Annotated in this window: 14 protein-coding genes and 1 riboswitch; of the genes, 5 read left to right on the top strand and 9 right to left on the bottom strand. The window is 58.3% G+C overall.

Features of this window, described 5'->3' with window-relative positions:
• The first annotated feature begins 105 nt into the window (after positions 1 to 105).
• The 3 genes from epmB (at position 106) to FZF01_RS11265 (ending at position 5,226) form a co-directional block, all read left to right on the top strand.
• On the top strand, positions 106 to 1,131 hold the full coding sequence (gene epmB, locus FZF01_RS11275) for an EF-P beta-lysylation protein EpmB (protein ID WP_150278285.1): 1,026 nt from the start codon (positions 106 to 108) through the stop codon (positions 1,129 to 1,131).
• Positions 1,132 to 1,315: 184 nt separating this feature from the next.
• Entirely contained in the window at positions 1,316 to 3,103 is a 1,788-nt protein-coding gene (locus tag FZF01_RS11270; RefSeq protein WP_150278284.1) for a molecular chaperone, read from the top strand.
• Between the two features lie 53 nt (positions 3,104 to 3,156).
• Positions 3,157 to 5,226: an EAL domain-containing response regulator gene (locus FZF01_RS11265; RefSeq protein WP_150278283.1), complete on the top strand. Its 2,070-nt coding sequence runs from the start codon at positions 3,157 to 3,159 to the stop codon at positions 5,224 to 5,226.
• A gap of 8 nt (positions 5,227 to 5,234) precedes the next feature.
• Here FZF01_RS11265 and serB read toward each other — a convergent pair whose 3' ends face one another.
• Entirely contained in the window at positions 5,235 to 6,446 is a 1,212-nt protein-coding gene (gene serB / locus FZF01_RS11260) for a phosphoserine phosphatase SerB (protein WP_150278282.1), read from the bottom strand.
• A gap of 197 nt (positions 6,447 to 6,643) precedes the next feature.
• Between serB and FZF01_RS11255 the strand changes: the two genes are divergently transcribed.
• Complete coding sequence (locus FZF01_RS11255; RefSeq protein WP_150278281.1) at positions 6,644 to 8,227, top strand: hypothetical protein; 1,584 nt, start codon at positions 6,644 to 6,646, stop codon at positions 8,225 to 8,227.
• On the opposite strand, the gene parC is transcribed toward FZF01_RS11255, so the two are convergent.
• The 7 genes from parC to thiC all read right to left on the bottom strand — a co-directional run bounded on the left by parC (position 8,196) and on the right by thiC (position 17,077).
• A complete protein-coding gene (parC, locus tag FZF01_RS11250; protein ID WP_150278280.1) occupies positions 8,196 to 10,490 on the bottom strand; it encodes a DNA topoisomerase IV subunit A in 2,295 nt (764 codons plus the stop codon). The genes FZF01_RS11255 and parC overlap by 32 nt on opposite strands.
• A gap of 48 nt (positions 10,491 to 10,538) precedes the next feature.
• A complete protein-coding gene (locus FZF01_RS11245) occupies positions 10,539 to 11,057 on the bottom strand; it encodes a retropepsin-like aspartic protease family protein (protein WP_373286436.1) in 519 nt (172 codons plus the stop codon).
• A gap of 41 nt (positions 11,058 to 11,098) precedes the next feature.
• Positions 11,099 to 12,994 carry a DNA topoisomerase IV subunit B gene (gene parE, locus FZF01_RS11240; RefSeq protein ID WP_150278279.1) on the bottom strand — a complete coding sequence of 632 codons (1,896 nt, stop codon included), beginning with the start codon at positions 12,992 to 12,994 and terminating at the stop codon, positions 11,099 to 11,101.
• Positions 12,995 to 13,132: 138 nt separating this feature from the next.
• Positions 13,133 to 13,945, bottom strand: coding sequence for a 3',5'-cyclic-AMP phosphodiesterase (gene cpdA, locus FZF01_RS11235; protein ID WP_150278278.1), 813 nt, complete (start codon positions 13,943 to 13,945; stop codon positions 13,133 to 13,135).
• Positions 13,946 to 14,051: 106 nt separating this feature from the next.
• Positions 14,052 to 14,507, bottom strand: coding sequence for a DUF1249 domain-containing protein (locus FZF01_RS11230; protein WP_150278277.1), 456 nt, complete (start codon positions 14,505 to 14,507; stop codon positions 14,052 to 14,054).
• A complete protein-coding gene (locus tag FZF01_RS11225; RefSeq protein ID WP_150278276.1) occupies positions 14,504 to 15,121 on the bottom strand; it encodes an NUDIX domain-containing protein in 618 nt (205 codons plus the stop codon). The genes FZF01_RS11230 and FZF01_RS11225 overlap by 4 nt, the downstream gene beginning before the upstream one ends.
• 72 nt (positions 15,122 to 15,193) lie before the next feature.
• On the bottom strand, positions 15,194 to 17,077 hold the full coding sequence (gene thiC / locus FZF01_RS11220; protein WP_150278275.1) for a phosphomethylpyrimidine synthase ThiC: 1,884 nt from the start codon (positions 17,075 to 17,077) through the stop codon (positions 15,194 to 15,196).
• A gap of 73 nt (positions 17,078 to 17,150) precedes the next feature.
• A riboswitch (TPP riboswitch) is annotated at positions 17,151 to 17,251 on the bottom strand.
• 133 nt (positions 17,252 to 17,384) lie between these two features.
• On the opposite strand from thiC, the gene FZF01_RS11215 reads away from it, so the two are divergent.
• Positions 17,385 to 18,893 carry a TolC family outer membrane protein gene (locus tag FZF01_RS11215; protein WP_150278274.1) on the top strand — a complete coding sequence of 503 codons (1,509 nt, stop codon included), beginning with the start codon at positions 17,385 to 17,387 and terminating at the stop codon, positions 18,891 to 18,893.
• Positions 18,894 to 18,944: 51 nt separating this feature from the next.
• Here FZF01_RS11215 and waaA read toward each other — a convergent pair whose 3' ends face one another.
• Positions 18,945 to 20,231 (bottom strand): lipid IV(A) 3-deoxy-D-manno-octulosonic acid transferase, encoded by a 1,287-nt coding sequence (gene waaA, locus FZF01_RS11210; RefSeq protein ID WP_150278273.1) that lies wholly within the window; start codon positions 20,229 to 20,231, stop codon positions 18,945 to 18,947.
• Between the last annotated feature and the right edge of the window lie 14 nt (positions 20,232 to 20,245).

Here is a 20,245-nt window from a genome sequence, read left to right as displayed (position 1 = left end):
CCGGTAACGCGCAGAGCAAAGCTCCAGCCAGCAAACCCGGACTGCGACCGACGTATCGAACCATCGTCAGACGAATGCCCTGCCACCCATGCGCGGAAAGCCGCAATGATACATGTATCTTCGACGCCTGTTGAGCCCGCAAGCTGGCAAAATCTGCTCGCTTCGAGCATCACTGATCCCGCTGAGCTGCTGCGCAGACTCAATCTGGCTCAAACCCTGGCACCACTTGCCAACGCGGCAAGCCGCGAGTTTGCCCTGCGCGTGCCAGAACCCTACCTGAACCGGATGAAGCCTGGAGACCCGAACGACCCCTTGCTCAGACAGGTACTCCCGGTGGGCGAAGAGCTTGAGGATCACCCAGGCTATGTACTCGACCCACTGGGCGAACAGCATGCCAACGCCCTGCCCGGCGTCATACACAAATATCATGGCCGGCTTCTGCTGATTGTCAGCGGCGGCTGCGCAGTCAACTGTCGCTACTGCTTTCGTCGACATTTTCCCTACGAGCAGAACAATCCCGGCACGACCCAGTGGCAGGACGCCATCGACTACATTCGTCAAGATGCCAGCATAAGCGAAGTCATCTTCAGCGGTGGGGACCCGCTGGCAGTCAATGACCGCCGGCTAGCCTGGCTGACGCGGGAAATTGCTGCCATACCCCATGTGCGACGCTTGCGAGTGCATTCCCGGCTCCCGGTAGTCATCCCCCAAAGGGTAACTGACACATTGATTGAAGCCCTGTGCGGTACACGCTTACCTGTCACCATGGTTCTGCACTGCAACCATGCAAACGAAATCGACCAGGATCTGGCCAGGGCGATTCAGCAGATGCGCAGGTCCGGAATGACCCTGCTGAATCAGACAGTGCTGCTGCGTGGCGTTAATCACCAGCTCGAACAATTGATCGATCTGAGCGAAGCACTGGGCGATCAGGGTGTTATACCCTATTATCTCCATGTACTTGATCGGGTCAGAGGTGCGCACCACTTTCACGTGGATGACGCCGACGCCCGACAGCTTGTTGGCAGGATGCTTACTCGACTCCCGGGGTTCCTGGTGCCCCGACTTGTGCGCGAGGTCGCCGGAGAAGCGGCCAAGGTGCCAATTCACGTGGACCTGGTATTGGAGTGAGGCCTCTCGGGTTCAGATGGCCGCCAGGACAAGCGTCATGTCATGGCACAGGACGAGCAGAGCTTCGCGCAAATCAGCGTTTGCTGCTAGAGTATTGACGATGCTGCCTTCTTTTCGCATATTCGGAACCCGCTCCAAAAAAAGCGGAACTCAGACTGGAACGTTTGATAGGGACAAGACCGTTATGGATAGCAACGCCCAAAAGCTGAATTTGCGCATACCTCAGCAGAGCCTCAAATCATTGAGCTTTGCCGAGAGTAGCGAGAAGGGCATTGTGCACTGGATTGCCAATCTGCCGAAAGCCAACATCGGTGAGACGGCCCGGCAACTCTACCAGGGACTGATAGAGATCAATCAGCTCGAGATTTCGCCGGAAAAACGCCTGGCGATACTCGAACAGATTCGCCCCCAGGTACATTATGTATGCAGCGCCCTGTCCCGATACTATCTGGGCCAGTCCATCGTGCTCGAGGACAAGCCTCGCAAGGTGGCTAATCTTTCCCAGTCGCTGCAAAACCATCTTGCCAACGGTTACAAGATTGTCGTCGCCCAGGAACGGCAGGTTCGCTCACGTGATCATGGGCCCATCATCGGCTTGGCAATACAACGGGCCATGCGCGGACTTTGCGGACCCCTGCTCAGAGCATTTCAGCTCTACTGCCCGGTGGCTGATGGTGTCTGGGTCGAGCTGCACCAACTTTATCAACTCGCCCGCAAGCGCAACCTGCACCTGCAACCAATCCAGGACAACGAAAGCCTGGAAGGCAAGCCGCTGAGTGTTGAACAGTGTTATCTGATCGCACTTTTGATGGGTTCTGCCAGGCCCAATCAGATGCGCCAGAGCGCGATGGGCAAACTTTTTGCCGTTCTCGAAGACTGGTCTAAGCTTGCCTCGCTGCTCCCCCCAGACGACCCGAAAACGCTCTTCATCATCAATCCAACGATGGATTGTCCGCCCCGATATCGTTCCCTGATTCGTGACGAAGACTTGTCCGAAAGCCTTGGGCTGAGCACCGACAAGCTTGTCGGGGCTATCAAGGAATACATGCTCAATGGCGAAAGCAAGACTGGCTTGCGCGTTCCGGACGGCCTGGGCGTCGAGATGCTGCAACACCTGAGTCAATCGTGGGGAGATCTGGCTGAGCGTACCTTCAACCGCGTACCTGGCCGAGGCACCCTGAAAATCAGCATCGGGATGAGCGCAACGCACTTTCGCATCGCCCAGAACACATTTGCCAACTTTATCAGCGCTGATGAGCGCGACATCAACCCCTTCTCCGATTCTGCCCAGCGCGCCCGCCAGGAAGGCTGGAGCAGCGCCTTCGACGGCGGTGGCCAGTCAGTGGACTGGGAACCCAGTAACGTCGAACAAATCAATTACAACGAACTCGGTGATAACAGCGCCGACGAGGGCGAGGAGCATTACCCGATCCATGCATTGCCCATCGTCAACCATAGTCCCGGCGGCTTTTGCCTGACGTGGCCCAAGGAAGTGCCAAAGCAACTGCAAGCTGGTGAGTTGCTGGGCGTCCAGGAAGAAAGCGACCAGGACTGGAGCCTGGCCGTCGTGCGCTGGATTCGTCAGGTAAGAGGCGGCGGCACGCAGATGGGCGTCGAATTGATTGCGCCACACTGCACCCCGTGCGCCGCCAAGCTGATCCGCAAGACCGAGCAGCCGAGCCAGTACCTGCGCGCCCTGATTCTGCCCGAAGTGACCGCTATAGACCGACCTGCGACCATTATTACTCCCAGAGTGCCATTCAGCGTCAATAGCAAGGTAATGATCCTGCAAGGTAATCGCGAAATCCGTGGGCACCTGACCGACCGTGTAGCCGCAAGCGGCAGCTTCAGCCAATTCGAATATCGCCTGATCGAAGAACCTGGCGATCCAAAGAACAAGCCCCAGCCTGCTGGCTCCGCACTCACGGTCAGTACCGATGATGACTTTGACTCCCTCTGGAAGTCTCTGTAAATTCAGGTCTTGAAAACACCGGGCCGCGTCGGCCCGACTCAGTCTGGAAGACCATGGGCACCGATACTCACGCCATCAGATTATTGATTCTGGACGACTCGCAAAACAATGCCGAGCGCCTGGTTAGCATCCTGCGAAACGCAGGTCACGCCACCCGTGCCCACCGTATCACCTCGATTGAAGACCTGCAGGAATCACTCCAGCAGAATTGGGATCTGTGCCTGGCGGCTGCTGAAACCAGCTTTATGGCCGCCACTGATGCCCAGGCCATGATCATCCGCCAGTCCCGCGATATACCCTTCGTGCTCATCACCAGCGACATGACCGAGAGCATTCGGACAGAAGCCCTTGGCCAAGGCATGCATGATGCAGTAGCAGACACCTCCGACGCACTGCTTGCCCTGGTGGTCAAACGTGAACTGGCCAGTCTCTCTGCACGCCGCCAGCAACGTATTGCCGAGCAATCACTGCGAGAGACCGAAAAACGCTGCCAACTATTGCTCGACAGCTCCGTTGACGCCATTGCCTATGTACACGATGGCATGCACATTTATGCCAACCGGGCCTATATTCGACTGTTCGGCTATGACGATGCCGATGATCTGGCGGCCGAACCCATGGTCGGACTCATAGCGTCCAAAGACCAGGCTGATTTCAAGGTTTTCCTGCGTCATCACAACGACAAGGGTGGCCAGAATGAAATGCGCTGCTGCGGTGTGGACGTGGACGGCAAGCAGTTCCCGGTCACCCTGAGTTTTTCCCCCGCCAGTTATGATGGCGAGCCCTGTACGCAGGTAGTCATACGTGTCGAAACGGCGAGTGCCGATTTCGAGCAGAAGCTCAAGACCCTGGCCAGCCAGGATCTGGTCACAGGTCTGTTCAACCGTGCCTACTTCCAGGAAGAGCTGGAGAAGGTCAGTGAGCAGGTGGTCCAGGGTGGCATGGCCAGCTCGCTGATTTACATGAGCGTGGACAGCTTCAACGCGGTGCAGACCGACATCGGGATCGGCAGTGCCGACCTGCTGCTGGCTGACCTGGCCCAGATACTGCGCAAGGCGTTCCCCGAGTCGACGCTGATTTCGCGCTTCAGCGACGACGCCTTCAGTATTCTGCTCAACGGCAAGGAACCCGAAGCGATTCTCAAGGCTCTGGATAACTTGCGCGGCAAGATCGAAGCAAACCTGTTCGAGGCGAGCGGGAGAACATTACAGATAACAGTCAGCATGGGGGTTTCTTCTATCAATGAAACCAGCCCCAAGCCCGAGGAGGCCATCGACCGCGCCCACCGCCTGGCCGAACAGGTCAGTCAGGCCGGCGGCAACGCAATCAAGATCTTCAACCCGCTGGAAGAACTGGCCAACCAGGCCAACCGCGGGAACCTGATTGCACTGGTAACCCATGCGCTCGAGACCAACGGTTTCAAACTGCTCTTTCAACCGGTAATTAGTCTGCGTGGCGACAATCACGAGCATTATGAGACCTACCTGCGTCTGCTCAACTCCCAGGGAGAAGAAGTACCCGCGGGCGAGTTTCTGCCAGCCATAAGTGACGCCGGGCTCGCAGCCCAGATTGATCGCTGGGTGATCTGCCAGGCTATCCGGCTGCTTGCCGGGCAACGCGGCAAGGGTTCTGATACACGGCTACTGATCAATCTCAGTAGCGCCAGCCTGCAGGACCCTCAACTAGCCCATTGGTTATCGGGCTTACTGCAGGAAAATCGGCTGCCCTCCGATTGCATCATATTCCAGTTCAACGATGCCGACGCCAACACATACATGAAGCAGGCCAAGGCGCTGACCGAATCCCTGAAAACGATGCATTGCAAAGTATCGCTGAGCCATTTTGGCTGCGCACTCAATCCCTATGCCGCACTCAAACACCTACAGGTCGACTTCATCAAGATTGATGGCTCCTTCGCCCGCGATCTGTCGGACCCGGAGGCAGTCAAAACCCTGAAAGAAATGATAGGAACACTGCATGGCATGGGCAAGTTGACCATTGTCCCTTACGTAGACAGCGCGACCATGATGCCGACCCTCTGGCAAGCAGGGGTCAACTATATTCAGGGCCACTACCTGCAGTCGCCGAGCGACAGCATGAATTACGATTTCTCCGCCGAGTAATCGGCGGCTCAGAAGCCTTCCCTATCGCGGAACCCCAATAAATAGAGGATGCCATCCAGACCCAAAGTAGAGATAGCCTGCTTGGCTGACTGCTTGACCAACGGCTTGGCGCGGAAGGCCACTCCCAGTCCGGCAATGGATAGCATCGGCAAATCGTTAGCTCCATCACCCACCGCGATTGTCTGTTCCAGGCTGATGCCCTCACGCTCAGCCAGCTCACGCAACAGATCGGCCTTACGCTGGCCGTCAACTATGGGTTCTACCACCTCACCAGTAACCATGCCGTTCTCGATTGGCAACGCATTGGCGTAAACATAATCGATACCCAACCGCTTCTGCAGTCCTTCGGCAAAATAACTGAAGCCACCTGAAAGAATGGCGGTCTTGTAACCCAGCCTACGTAACTGGCTTATCAGGGTCTCAGCGCCCTCAGTCATGCGCAACGAGCCGGCAACTTCCTCCAGTACGGATTCCGGGAGGCCTTTGAGCAGCGCCATACGTTCACGGAAACTGGCCTTGAAATCCAACTCGCCAAGCATGGCACGCTCGGTGATCTCGGATACCTGATCGCCCACTCCAGCGGCCTTGGCCAGCTCGTCGATAACCTCCGCATCGATCAGCGTCGAGTCCATATCGAAAACGACCAGCCGACGATTGCGTCTGAAGATACCATCCTGCTGGAAGGCGATATCGACATTGAGCTCCTGGGCAATTGTCAGAAACTCGGCGCGCATCCGAGCTGGATCACCGGGCTCGCCGCGTACCGAGAACTCGATACAGCCCTTGCCCTGATCAGCAGGCAAACCTTCCGGAATACGACCGGACAGGCGGTCAATATGATCGATGTTCAATCCGTAGCGTGCGGTGATCTCGCTGACCCGGGCGATGTGATCGGCGGTCACTCGCCGGGCAAGCAAGGTGACTATATGCCGGGGCTTACCCTGTCCAGTCACCCAGCGTCCATACTCTTCGGCACTGACTGGCGTAAAGCGTACCTGTTGGTCCAGCTCGTAGCCGCGAAAAAGCACATCCTTGAGGACGTCAGCCATGACTTCACCGCCAGCCATTTCCACCAGGATGCCAAAAGAAAGGGTGTCGTGAATAACCGCCTGCCCGATATCCAGAATATTCACTTCGGCACGGGCCAGAATACCGGTAATAGCGGCGGTTAGACCGGGCCGGTCCGGGCCGGTGATGTTGATCAGCACGATTTCCTTCAAGATACTCGCTCCAGTCTCAACTTGATAATACGGCCATTCTACCTTCAATTGCCTACCAGCTCACAGATGCAGCCTTTTGCCGCCTGACGGGAATGGCTATACTTTGCACAGTCAGGCTTCAGGCAAACGCCGCTACCGGCACTTTCCTTGCTGACAGTCTCTCCTTTTGTTCATTTCCTCACCAATAGAGCCATACCTTGAACCAGATACCCCCGGCTTCCGACAACCTGTTTCTACGCTGCCACGCCGCCTGGCGTTCGCACAGCACGAAACTGACCGGCAAGCTGCTGTTACTAACAATTATTCCACTCGTGGCGGTCATAGTGCTTCTGGGTGTCGCGAAAATTCAGCTGCATGCCGATGCAGCCCGCAATGCCGATGCCATCGGCACCGAACTGGCCAGACAGATCGCTGCATCGGTGGCAGATCCTCTGGCCGCAGACGATCAATTGAGCCTCAATATTCAGCTGGCACAGTGGAAGCGTAATCCCCTGATCAGTCATGTCCGACTCTTTACCGCCGAAAACCGCCTGATTGCCGAAGCTGGAAGCGAGCCAGGGCGCAGCAAGGTAGCGCCCGGTCAGGGGCAGTTCGACGCCACGGTACATTTTCAGGAAGCAATGGTCGGTGAAGTACAGCTGCATCTTGCCGCCGAACCCTTTGTCGGCCCGTCCAACAACTTGCTCTGGCGCCTGTTCTGGGGCGTGTTGATTCTGATATTGCTGGCAGGACTGACGGCATGGCGTCTGGGCATTGGCATGCGCCAGACTGCGCGCGATCTGGGCCTGTGGTATGGCGACTCAGGACACCCAGCCCCGGGCTCTCAACGCCGTGACGAGCTTGGGGATCTGGCGCGCGCACTCGGAAAGCGCCGGATTGTTGATCTTCCACCGGAACCTGAACCTGAACCTGAGACAGCGCCACCGGCAGAAAAACCTATCTCGCATGACGAAGAGACTCAGCTGGAGCCAGGCGACAAGATAACCGCAGAGCCATCGTTGGAGACAGAAAGCTCACTGATTCCCGACCAAACAAAGGCGGCGCCAGCAAAGGCAGTTGAAACACCAGAGCAAGCCGATCACGACCAAGAAATGACTGCCACTACAGTGGCCCAAGCTGAGCAAGCGCCCCTGACTGAAGCGCCGTCTTTACCGGCGCACAACGCCGAAAACGAATCGCAGCAAGCCACACCGCCTGCCATCACGCAGCGTGAGTCGGCCATATTGGCGGTAAGACTTGGCAACCAGGAAGCGCTGAGGCGCCTTCCACGCCCGAGATTGATGGCGGTACTCGAACGCTACCGGGAGCAGCTTCAGCGGGCCTGCGAACTGTATAATGGCCACCTGCATACCCTCCACGATGGCACCAGCCTGCTGGTATTTCATGCCGCTGAATGTCGCCAGGACGAACTGGCCCACGCGCTGTGCTGTGGGGAGCTCTTGCGTGTCCTGGGCCATGAATTGCAGGTGGAGATCGCCGATTCGGGCATTACCCTGCACGTACAGCTGGCAATCGGTCACAGCGTGGATTTGGGATCGGTATCAGACACCGATCTGGCAGCCAGGGATGAATGCCTGGCAATACTCGACATAGTCCAACACAGCCGCAACCTGCTGCTGCTAGACACCAGTCTGGCTGACAGCGACGCGCTGAAGCAACGGGGCGTAGTCCGCCGACTGGCAAGTCAGCCGGGGATCTACTGTATCGAAAGACTAAAAGGTCCTTATCAGTCCATGCTGGAGCGCCAGCTCACGCACTTTTACCATCAGCGTCCGCACTGACAGCACCTTTACCCTGCTCCACGCTGACCTGATCCACCTTCTGAAAGCCGCGTGGCAACTTGTTGCCACGCCGGCCGCGCTCCCCCCGGTAATGCTCGAGATCGCTGGGCCGCAAGGTCAGAGTGCGTTTACCGGCGGCGAGCACCAGATTGGCCTCGCGTGGCAGCACCGCAATATCCAGCACATACTCTTCACGGCTCTTCACCCGCGCAGAAGGCACCGAGAGAATCTTGTTACCCTTGCCCTTGGCCAGTCTTGGCAGATCGGCCAGGGGAAAGACCAGTAAACGCCCCTCATTCGACACTGCGACAACCTGATCTTCCTTGCCATTGGCTATTGCCACGGGGTTCATCACCTTGCCCCCCTCAGGCACCGACAGCAGGGCTTTACCATTCTTGTTTTTCGCCAGCAGATCTGCGCCCTGGGCAACGAAGCCATAGCCTGCATCGGATGCCAGCAGGTACAAGGCCTGATCATCGGGCATCAAAACACTTTCAAAACGCGCACCCGGTACGGGGTTTAATCGCCCGGTCAGCGGCTCGCCCTGGCCCCGTGCAGACGGCAGGGTATGGGCCAGCAGAGAATAACTGCGGCCGGTCGAGTCGATGAATACCACCTGCTGATTCGAGCGACCGCTAGCCTGCGCCAGAAAGGCGTCACCCGCCTTGTAGGCCAGGCTGGCGCCATCCACGTCATGCCCCTTGGCGCAGCGCACCCAGCCCTTTTCCGAGAGCACCACGGTAACCGGCTCCGAGGGCAACAGTTCGGTCTCTGATAGGGCCTTCGCCTCACGCCGCTCGACCAGCGGCGAGCGGCGGTCATCACCGTAGGTCTCGCCATCGGCAATCAACTCATCACGAACCAGATTGCGCAGCAGCTTGTCGCTGCCCAGCAAGGCCTGCAGCTTGTCACGCTCCTCGGCCAGCGCATCCTGCTCACCGCGAATCTTCATCTCTTCCAGGCGGGCCAACTGACGCAGACGAGTATCGAGAATGTAGTCCGCCTGCAGTTCGCTCAGGGCAAAACGGCTCATCAGCTCGGCCCGCGGATGCTCTTCGGTACGGATGATATGAATCACCTCGTCCAGATTGAGCATCGCGATCATCAAACCTTCCAACAGATGCAAGCGCGCCAGCACTTTATCGAGGCGAAACTGCAGGCGGCGACGCACTGTGGATATGCGAAAACCCAGCCACTCACCGATCAGTCCGCGCAGATCCTTCACCGCCGGCCGGCCATCGGTGCCGATCACGTTCATATTGATCCGGTAGCTGTGCTCCAGCTCGGTGGTGGCAAACAGGTGCTGCATCAGTTCTTCGGCATCCACCCTATTGGAGCGCGGCACAATGACGATGCGGGTGGGGTTTTCGTGATCAGACTCATCGCGCAGGTCAGCTACCATTGGCAGTTTTTTCGCCTGCATCTGCGCGGCTATCTGCTCCAGTACCTTGGAACCCGATACCTGATGCGGCAGCGCAGTGATGACGATATCGCCGTCTTCACGCGTCCATACCGCGCGGGCCTTGACCGAGCCGCGACCGCTGGCATACATCTTCAGCAGGTCGCTGCGCGGCGTAATGATTTCAGCCTCTGTGGGGTAATCGGGGCCCTGGATGTGCTCCATCAGCTCGTCGAGCCCCGCCCCCGGGTCATCCAGCAGTCGCACACAGGCGGCGGCTACTTCACGCAGGTTATGTGGCGGTACATCAGTCGCCATACCCACGGCAATACCGGTGGTACCGTTGAGCAGCAGATTCGGCAACCGGGCAGGCAACACCATGGGCTCATCCAGGGTGCCGTCGAAGTTGGGTTGCCAGTCAACCGTGCCCTGCCCTACTTCGGTCAGCAATACCTCACTGTAGCGGGCCAGGCGCGCCTCGGTATAACGCATCGCTGCGAAGGATTTGGGATCATCAGGCGCACCCCAGTTACCCTGACCGTCAACCAGCGTATAGCGGTAGGAGAACGGCTGAGCCATCAGCACCATGGCCTCGTAACAGGCCGAGTCGCCATGGGGGTGATATTTGCCCAGCACGTCGCCGATGGTGCGGGCGGATTTCTTGTGCTTGGAGGTGGCGCTGAGTCCGAGCTCGCTCATTGCATAGATGATGCGCCGCTGCACCGGCTTGAGGCCGTCACCAATGTGCGGCAGGGCGCGATCCATGATCACGTACATGGAGTAGTTGAGGTAGGCTTCCTCGGTGAAAGCAGACAATGCCCGACGCTCGACCCCATCCATACTCAGATCCAGACTGTCACTCATACATATCCTCTGTTTGGCATAGCTGGCAGGCTGACCCGCCAACGTGTGTCAGCGATGCTGACGCAATATCAGTTGTCCGCCGCGCTGGGTAAAATCCAGCTGACGCAGCGCGCTCATTCCGAGCAGAATCTCTTCGCCGTCCATACCAGGCACAATACCGGCATTGACGTCGTTCAGCCGGATCGCACCCAGCTGTAATGTATCAATGCGGGTGGTGAAGCTGTCGGCATTACCGTTGGCCGTAGTCACGGTTATGCGCCGCCCTTCGGGCAATCCCAGACGCTTGGCCAGATTGGCCGGAACTGCAACGAAGGTGGCACCCGTGTCGAGCAGGAAAGTCACCTCCTGACCATTGATTGCGCCCGTCATCAGATAATGCCCCTGGGGGTTGGATTCAAGGTGCACTTCGATACCGCCGTCGGTGGCAATCGATTCGGGGGCCCGATTCGGATTGAGCCTCTGCTCCTCTAGGCCGGAAAACCACATAGCCGCCAGACCGAGCCCGATAACCCAGGCAAGAATCATCATGACCTTGCCGATGCGTTGTGTTGATCCGGTCTCGCTCAAGGGCCAGCTCTCCAGGCGGTTAAGTCCGCGTTAATTGCAGCTCACAAAAGTACTTCCGCCATGTCGCCCTTGCTTTCCAGCCAGATTTTGCGGTCCGGCGCACGCTTCTTCGACAGGAGCATGTCCATAAGGGCTTCGGTGCCCGGCATATCATCAATGGTCAACTGCACCAGGCGCCTTGTATCTGGCGCCATGGTGGTTTCACGCAGTTGCAGCGGATTCATCTCGCCTAGACCCTTGAATCGCGTTACCTGAATCTTGCCGCGTTTACCCTCGGCTTCGATACGATCGAGGATGCCCTGTTTTTCCGCATCATCCAACGCGTAGAACAACTCCTTGCCAATATCGATCCGGTACAGCGGTGGCATCGCCACGAACACATGTCCCGCAGCGACCAATGGTTGGAAATGCTTGACGAACAGGGCGCACAACAGCGTTGCAATGTGCAGACCATCCGAGTCGGCATCAGCCAGGATGCAGATTTTGCCATAGCGCAATTGCAGCAGATCCGGCGAACCCGGGTCGACCCCGATAGCCACAGCTATGTCATGGACCTCCTGGGAGGCCAGTACTTCGCCAGAGTCTACTTCCCAGGTATTGAGAATCTTGCCACGTAGCGGCATGACCGCCTGAAACTCCTTGTCCCGCGCCTGCTTGGCGCTACCGCCGGCAGAATCACCCTCGACCAGGAAGAGTTCGGAGCGGCGACTGTCCTGCCCCGCACAATCAGCCAGCTTGCCTGGCAATGCAGGGCCCTGGGTGATGCGCTTGCGTTCGATCTTCTTGCCCGCCTTGAGCCGGCGCCCGGCGTGATTGATCGCCAGCTCAGCGATCAGCATACCGATATCCGCATGCTGATTGAGCCAGAGACTGAAGGCGTCCTTGACCACACCTGAAACGAATGCAGCAGACTCACGCGAAGACAAGCGCTCCTTGGTCTGACCGGAAAATTGCGCTTCGGCCATTTTCAGCGACAAAACATAGCTGACGCGCTCCCAGATATCCTCCGGGGCCAGTTTCACTCCCCGCGGCAGCAGATTGCGGAACTCGCAGAACTCACGGATAGCGTCCAGCAACCCGGCACGCAAACCGTTCACGTGAGTGCCGCCCTGAGCGGTAGGGATCAGGTTGACGTAGCTTTCCTGCACCAGATCTCCGCCTTCCGGCAACCAGAGCACTGCCCAGTCGACTGTTTCCTGACGCGCCTTGAGGCTGCCGGTAAATGGCTCCTCCGGCAGCTTTGGCCATTCGGCGCAGGAATCCATCAGGTAATCGCGCAGACCGTCCTCGTAAAACCAGGTGTGCTGCTCACCGGACTGACGATCATCAAACTCGACCGTGAGACCCGGACAGAGTACTGCCTTGGCCTTGAGCAGGTGTTTCAGGCGGCTGATACTGAATTTGGGAGAATCGAAATAATCGGGATTGGGGTGGAAGGTGACAGTGGTGCCCGTATTGCGCTTGCCAACGGTACCAATAATCTCCAGCTCGGTGACCTTTTCGCCGTTTTCGAAGGCCATGGCGTATTCCTGGCCGTCACGGCGCACCCGCACGTCAACGCGCAGCGAGAGCGCATTGACCACCGAAATGCCCACACCATGGAGGCCGCCTGAGAACATGTAGTTCTTGCTGGAAAACTTGCCGCCGGCATGCAGCCGGGTAAAGATCAGCTCCACCCCGGAGACGCCCTCCTCGGCGTGCATGTCCACCGGCATACCACGACCGTCATCGGATACTTCCAGAGCGTTGTCGGCGTGCAGGATGACCGAAAGTCGACGGGCATGCCCGGCCAGTGCTTCATCTACACTGTTGTCGATCACTTCCTGGGCCAGGTGATTGGGTCTGGTGGTGTCGGTGTACATCCCCGGGCGGCGGCGCACCGGGTCCAGACCACTGAGAACTTCCAGTGCATCGGCGTTATAGGTCGATTGAGACATAGGCTGCCTGGTTATCCTTGATTCTTGTCATGCGGGGGAGAGTAACATTCACGGGATAATAACGCGTAAATCAAAGGTGCGACCCCGTAATCGCGTCCATGCCGGAGCAGCAGTTAATTGTTTCCGGCGCGGTGGAGTTCAGTATCCTACCGCGCCCGGGTCGGGTAGAAAACGTCCTGATTCCAGACGCGACACGCTTGTTTCAACCTGCCCATCTGGCAGCAACATCAGGGTGCGGTAACCCGGCGCCTGCGTGTCGGTGGCAAAGTCCGAGCTATGACTGGCGAACTGTACGCAGGTCGACGGCGTAGCAAGCAGACGAATCCCCTCAAGCTGCTGGTCCAGTTCCTGATGAATATGCCCCCAGAGAACCACCTTGACGTTCTTGTGAGTGTGCAACCGCGCCCAGAGATCATTCGCATTAAGCAACCCCAGCGGGTCCATCCAGTCACACCCGATCGGAACCGGATGATGATGCAGGCAGACCATGACAAAACGCTCGCCCGCGCTATCGATGGCCTGTTGCAGGATGCTCAGCTGCTGCGCCGCCAGGTGGCCAGCCACCGTGCCCGGAATACTCGAGTCAAGCAGCACAATACGCCAATTACCGGCGTCGACCCATTCCTGGGTCAGGCCTGAGTCTGCACCAATGCGAGCCATGACCGCTGCGTCATCGTGATTACCGGGAATCCAGCAGCAAGGTGCCGGCAGAGCGTCAACAATCTCGATGAATCGGTGGTAGGCACGTTCGTTACCGTCCTGAGCAATATCACCCGTGGCCAGAACGAGATCCATCTGCGGCACCTCATCGCGTACCAGATCGACTACCGCACGCAGGCTGGCGTGAGTATCCAGACCCAAGAGGTCCGCATCGGGATCTGCATACAGATGCGAATCCGTAAGCTGCACGATGCAGATTGTGTCTGATTGATTTCCTATCGGTGACAACATCTATCACCTGCTCCTGGTCACTGTTGTTCGCCTATGATGGCAACAAGATGGCGCTGATTCCAGCGACTGGTTAACAGCCCGGGCATATTCCGGGTGGCATGCAACATCACCGCTGAATGATAACAGGCTGGGCGCTGCGCCCATACTGCTGGCAATAGCCGAGCCATTCACCAAGAAACTGATTGAGCTGGAATTTCTCATCAGGCTGCAGCATCTGTTCATTCGGATAGGGATACACCCCGCGGAAGCGCCGGCGATTGTAGGCTGCCACAACCTCCGCCATCCCGGCATCATGGTAAAGCCGCACCTCCATGCTCGGCGGCGTAAGCCATTCATGTTCGCGCTGATGAGTCAGGCGCAGTGTGGTGGTGTAACGACACCGCTCAAGCACGTGGAGACTGAGGCTTTGCGATTGGCCGTCCTCCGCTTCGACCAACAGTCTCAGATAGTCAGCGTTGGCCATATCCGGCATCAGCCTGGTCAACCGCCAATAATTGGCTTCGCATACAGCCTGGAGGCCAACCAAATCGACCTTATAGCGAGGCTTGCGCAGGGCATTCATGGCTGTGCGCCCGCCTCTTCGCGCAAATGCGCAGAATGCATGCTCAACCATTGCAGCCCGATTATGCTCGCCGCGTTATCAATCTGACCGTTTTCCATGGCCTTGATCGCGTCGGTTCGCGGCCAGACGCTAACGCGAATATCCTCACCCTCGGAGTCCAGGCCATGAATGCCGCCAATACCCCTGCTATCGACCAGCGCGCAATACAAGTGTACGCGTTCATCACTACCTCCCGGCGACGGGTAGTAGCGGGTAATCGGCAGCAATTTCAACAACGTCAGATCGGCCTCCTCGCGCGCCTCGCGATGGGCCACCTCTTCCGGACTTTCACCAGCGTCAAACAAACCGGCGACCAGCTCAATCAGCCAGGGCCGTTCGCTCTTGTCCAATGCGCCGACCCGCACCTGCTCAAGCAGCACAACCGAGTCAGTCCAGGGATCATAGGGCAGCACACACACGGCATCGCGGCGCACGAAAAGCTCGCGCCGCAGCTCTGGCCCCCAGCCACCCCGGAAAAGGCGATGGCGCAGGGTAAGAATATCCATCCGATAGAAACCGTTGAAGCCGGTTTCCCGGCGGATAATCTCGACGTCGTCGCGTGTAAAGGTGTCCAACCAGAAGCCCCCGGATCAATGTGTGCGTTTGAGGCACTAAGCTCGCACACCTGCCGGGGCTTCGGCAAGGCTTCAGACCTTTTGATACAACTGCGAGCCGCTGGACCTGAATTCTGCGGACTTGGCTTTCATTCCCTCCTCCATTGCCAGATCAACTGCCTCGATGCGCTGACCGGCAGCGTATTCACGCACTTCCTGGGTAATCTTCATGGAGCAGAACTTGGGCCCGCACATGGAGCAGAAATGCGCGACCTTGGCCGAGTCCTTGGGCAGAGTCTCATCGTGATAGCTGCGAGCGGTATCCGGATCCAGGCCCAGATTGAACTGGTCTTCCCAACGGAACTCGAAACGCGCCTTGGACAGCGCGTTGTCGCGAATCTGCGCGCCGGGGTGCCCCTTGGCCAGGTCTGCTGCATGCGCTGCGATCTTGTAGGTAATGATACCGGTCTTGACGTCGTCCCGATTAGGCAACCCCAGATGCTCCTTGGGCGTCACGTAACAGAGCATCGCGCAACCGAACCAGCCGATCATTGCAGCGCCAATGCCTGAAGTGATGTGGTCGTAGCCCGGAGCTATGTCCGTGGTCAGCGGCCCCAGGGTATAGAAAGGCGCTTCGTCACAGCATTCGAGCTGCTTGTCCATATTCTCCTTGATCAACTGCATCGGAACATGCCCCGGTCCTTCGATCATCACCTGGACATCATGCTTCCAGGCGATCTTCGTCAACTCGCCGAGCGTCTCCAGCTCGCCAAACTGCGCCTCGTCGTTGGCATCGGCAATAGAGCCAGGACGCAGGCCGTCGCCGAGGGAGAAAGACACATCGTAGGCCTTCATGATTTCGCAGATGTCCTCAAAATGCGTGTAGAGGAAGCTTTCCTTGTGATGCGCAAGACACCACTTGGCCATGATCGACCCACCCCGCGAGACGATACCGGTAACCCTTTTGGCGGTCATCGGTACATAGCGCAGCAGTACACCGGCATGGATGGTGAAATAATCCACACCCTGCTCGGCCTGCTCGATCAGCGTGTCACGGAAGATATCCCAGGTCAGGTCCTCGGCCACGCCGTTGACCTTTTCCAGCGCCTGGTAAATCGGCACCGTGCCTATTGGCACGGGTGAGTTGCGGATGATCCACTCACGGGTTTCATGGATATTCTTGCCGGTGGACAGATCCATCACCGTGTCCGAGCCCCAACGGATACCCCAGGTCATCTTCTCCACTTCCTCTTCGATTGAAGAGCCCAATGCGGAGTTACCGATATTGCCGTTGATCTTGACCAGGAAATTGCGGCCGATAATCATCGGCTCAATCTCGGGGTGATTGATATTGGCTGGAATGATCGCACGACCCCGGGCCACTTCCTCACGAACGAATTCGGCGGTGATCTCCTTCGGGATAGACGCACCAAAACTCTGCCCGGGATGCTGATTGGACAGCAGGCCAGCTTCGCGGGCCTCCTGCAGCTTCATGTTCTCGCGGATAGCGATGTATTCCATCTCCGGCGTGATGATGCCCTGGCGCGCGTAATGCATCTGCGAAACGTTGCAGCCAGCCTTGGCCCGGCGCGGATGGCGCACGTGGGCAAAGCGCATGTTGTCCAGGGCTGAATCGGCCAGGCGTTGCCTGCCGAAATCGGAGCTGAGACCGGGCAGTATTTCGGTATCACCACGCTCCTCGATCCAGGCACTGCGCACATCGGCCAGACCCGCTCGCAAATCGATACTGACGTCCGGATCGGTATAGGGGCCGGAAGTGTCGTAAACCGTGACTGGCGCGTTCTTCTCGCCGCCCAGCTCGGTTGGAGTGTCGGCCAGACTGATTTCACGCATGGGTACCCGGATATCAGGGCGCGAACCAGTCACGTAGATCTTGCGCGACTTGGGAAATGGCTGTGAGGCGGCGCCATCGGCCCCGGAGGTGGGAATGGCACTGTCGGTATGCTTGATGTTCATTATTGTGCTCCGCTGCGTTGTGGCTCGCAGGGAACCGAAACGGCAGGCAGCACGGACCTTAGAAGGTCTGCGGGCAGGCACGCATCTCGATTCCTACGCCGGTATCAACCGGATCAGGTTCAACGGGTATTATCTCAGCCGTCGGCAAAGCCGCAGGCACCCCGTCAAGATGAGCAACCAGATTATCATAGCTACACGAGAGAGCGCGAAACACTTTGTTCCGCACCAGGTCCCAAGCATTGCTTGACCACCAGCCGACATCTCCTTAGCCTTGGTTGATTATTTCTCCCATGCGAAGGAACTCTGCATGCTGCGCCCTCTTTACGTTGCCATTGTACTGGCAGGACTCTCAGGCCAGGCCGCCGCCCAGGCTGACCTGATGACCGTTTACCAGGAAGCCCTCCTTTACAGTGCCGATCTGGCCGCAGCCGAGGCGGACACGCTCGCGCGGCAAGAGGCCTTGCCCCAGGCACGCGCCCTGCTGCTGCCCAATATCAGCCTGGGTGCGGGCGTTGCACGTGAGCGCCTTGAAGTGGAAGGTCAGGGCAACGACACCTACAACACTGACTATTACCAGGCCAACCTGACCCAACCCTTGTTCCGCGCCGAACGCTGGTTCAATTATCAAGCTGCCAAGTCTGTCACTGCCCAGGCGATGGTCGAGTTTTCAGCCATTCAGCAGGACCTGATCATCGAGGTGGCCGAAGCCTACTTCAATGTGCTGCGTGCCTCAGACAACCTGGCGACCGCCCGTGCCGAGGAAGACGCCTTCGAACGGCAGCTTGACCAGGCACGCGAACGTTTCGAAGTCGGCCTGTCCGCCCGCACGGATGTACTCGAAGCGCTGGCTGGATACGACACTGCCCGAGCTACCCGGTTGACCGCACAGACCAATCTGACGGTCAGCTACCAGGCGCTGACACGCTTGACCCTGAGCGACTACGACAGCCTGGCGGGCATACGCCACGAAATGCCGATCATGCCGCCACTCCCGGCGAACCTGCAGGAGTGGGTAGATACCGCAGCCAGTCAGAATCTCAGCCTGCAAGCCAGTCGACTGGCCGTGAACACGGCCGAGGACACACTGCGTAGCAGCAAGGCGACATTTGCGCCCACCGTTGATGCCTTCGCCCGCTACAACCACAGTAGTGGTGGGGCCGATCTTGGCGGTGTTCCCCTTGGCGCCACAAACAGAAATGGGGATACGGAACAGGCCAGCATCGGTATCGAAGTCACCCTGCCGCTGTTCACAGGCGGAAGTAGAAGTTCTCAGGTTCGCGAGTCGGGCTATCGCCTGAGCCAGAGCGAGCGCCTGAGCGAAGCCAGGTTGCGTGAGGTCGTGGAGAGCACGCGCAATCTGTTCCGCACGGTCACTTCCAGCGTGGAGGAAGTGGAAGCACGCAGGCAGGCAATCATTTCTGCACGGGCGGCCCGCGATGCGACCCAGACAGGGTACGAAGTAGGCACACGCAACGTGGTGGACGTTCTCGAAGCCGAGCGCAACCTGTTTCGAGCAGTCCGCGACTACAACACCACTCGCTACAACTACATCATTGATACGCTGCGACTGAAGCAGGCCGCCGGCACACTGAGTCCGGAAGACCTCATGGAGCTCTCCCAGTGGCTCGACCCACAATACAACCCTGACGAAGACTTCATTCCTCCATTTGACGAGGAAGAGGTTCAGAGCATGACGATGCAACGGCCTGCAGTTGAACGCAGTGGCTCCGCAGAACCCAACGGGCCAGTTGAGCGCGGCGGCCCGTTCGAGATGGATGCAGACGCCACCAACGAACCGGTGCGCAGCACGTTTTGACTTGTCAGCCCCTCGCTGTAGGTTCAGCGAGGGGTGTCATAGCAGAAGCGCTCAGTGACGACTGTCAATGCCAGCGTCACGATCGAGCCTGACGGCAATACCCTCCAGAAGTCTTTCCAGCGCCCCCTGATTGTCCCTGACTACTGACAGCCCCGCTGCACCCGCCTGTCGAGCCACCTTCGGTTCAGCCAAAAAATGTGCAACGGCGCCGGCCAGCTCGGCCTGGTTCTGCACACGCTGCAATGCGCCCGCGCCCTCAAGCAGTTCGCTGATTTCCGTAAAATTGAACGAGTGCGGGCCTGATATGATCGGCAAGCCCAGCGCTGCGGGCTCCAGGTAATTATGTCCACCGTGGGCTATCAGAGAACCACCCACAAAGGCGGCATCCGAGCATGCGTAGAACATCAACAACTCACCCATGCTATCACCAAGCAGAACCTGGTCTGCCCGCATCGGAATCTCACCGCTGCTGCGCCTGATAAACTTCAAATTCGCACTCTCGAGCAATCTGGCCACATCACTGAACCTTTCCGGATGCCGAGGCACCAGGATCAGCAACGCGTCCGGATGCAGCGCCAACACCTCTCGATGCGCAGCGATCACCTGCTCATCCTCCCCACCATGGGTGCTGGCCGCTATCCATACCGGCCTATCGCCCCATAACCCGCGCAGGCTTGCTGCCTGCTCAAGCACAATCGGGTCGGGCTGTAGATCAAACTTGATACTGCCGGTAATGGACATCGCGCTCTGGTCCACCCCCAGACGAGCAAACCGCTGGGCTTCGGCCTGGGTTTGCACTGCCACCCAGTCAAGCGCAGCAAACATCGGTCGCACCAGCCAGGCCACACGCTGATAACCCCGTGCGGATCGCTCGGAAAGCCGCGCATTGGCCAGGACCAGCGGCACATTGGCGGCCTTGGCCTCGTGCACCATGTTTGGCCATAACTCGGTTTCCATTATCACCCCAATACGCGGACGCAGCCGGCTGATAAAACGACCTTGCAGCCAGGGTAAATCATATGGCAGGTAGGCATGTCCGACCCTGTCACCAAACAGCTTGCGGATCTGTTCCGAGCCTGTCGGCGTCATACAGGTAATGGTGACAGGCAGCTGCGGATAGCGCTCTAGTAACGCCCTGACCATTGGCGCAGCAGCAATGGTTTCGCCCACGGATACCGCGTGCACCCAGATACCATCGGGACGCAGATCACCGCCGAGGCCGAGCCGCTCATGCCAGCGCCGAGCATAGGCTGGTGCCTTGCGGGCACGGAGCAGCAAGCGAAGCAGAACAAGGGGCATGCACAAAGTGAAAAACAGACTATAGAGGGTACGCGTCATTCAAGATCCTCGGT

This window comes from Halopseudomonas salina (genome assembly GCF_008641105.1).
This window is presented reverse-complemented; position numbering and strand designations above follow the sequence as displayed.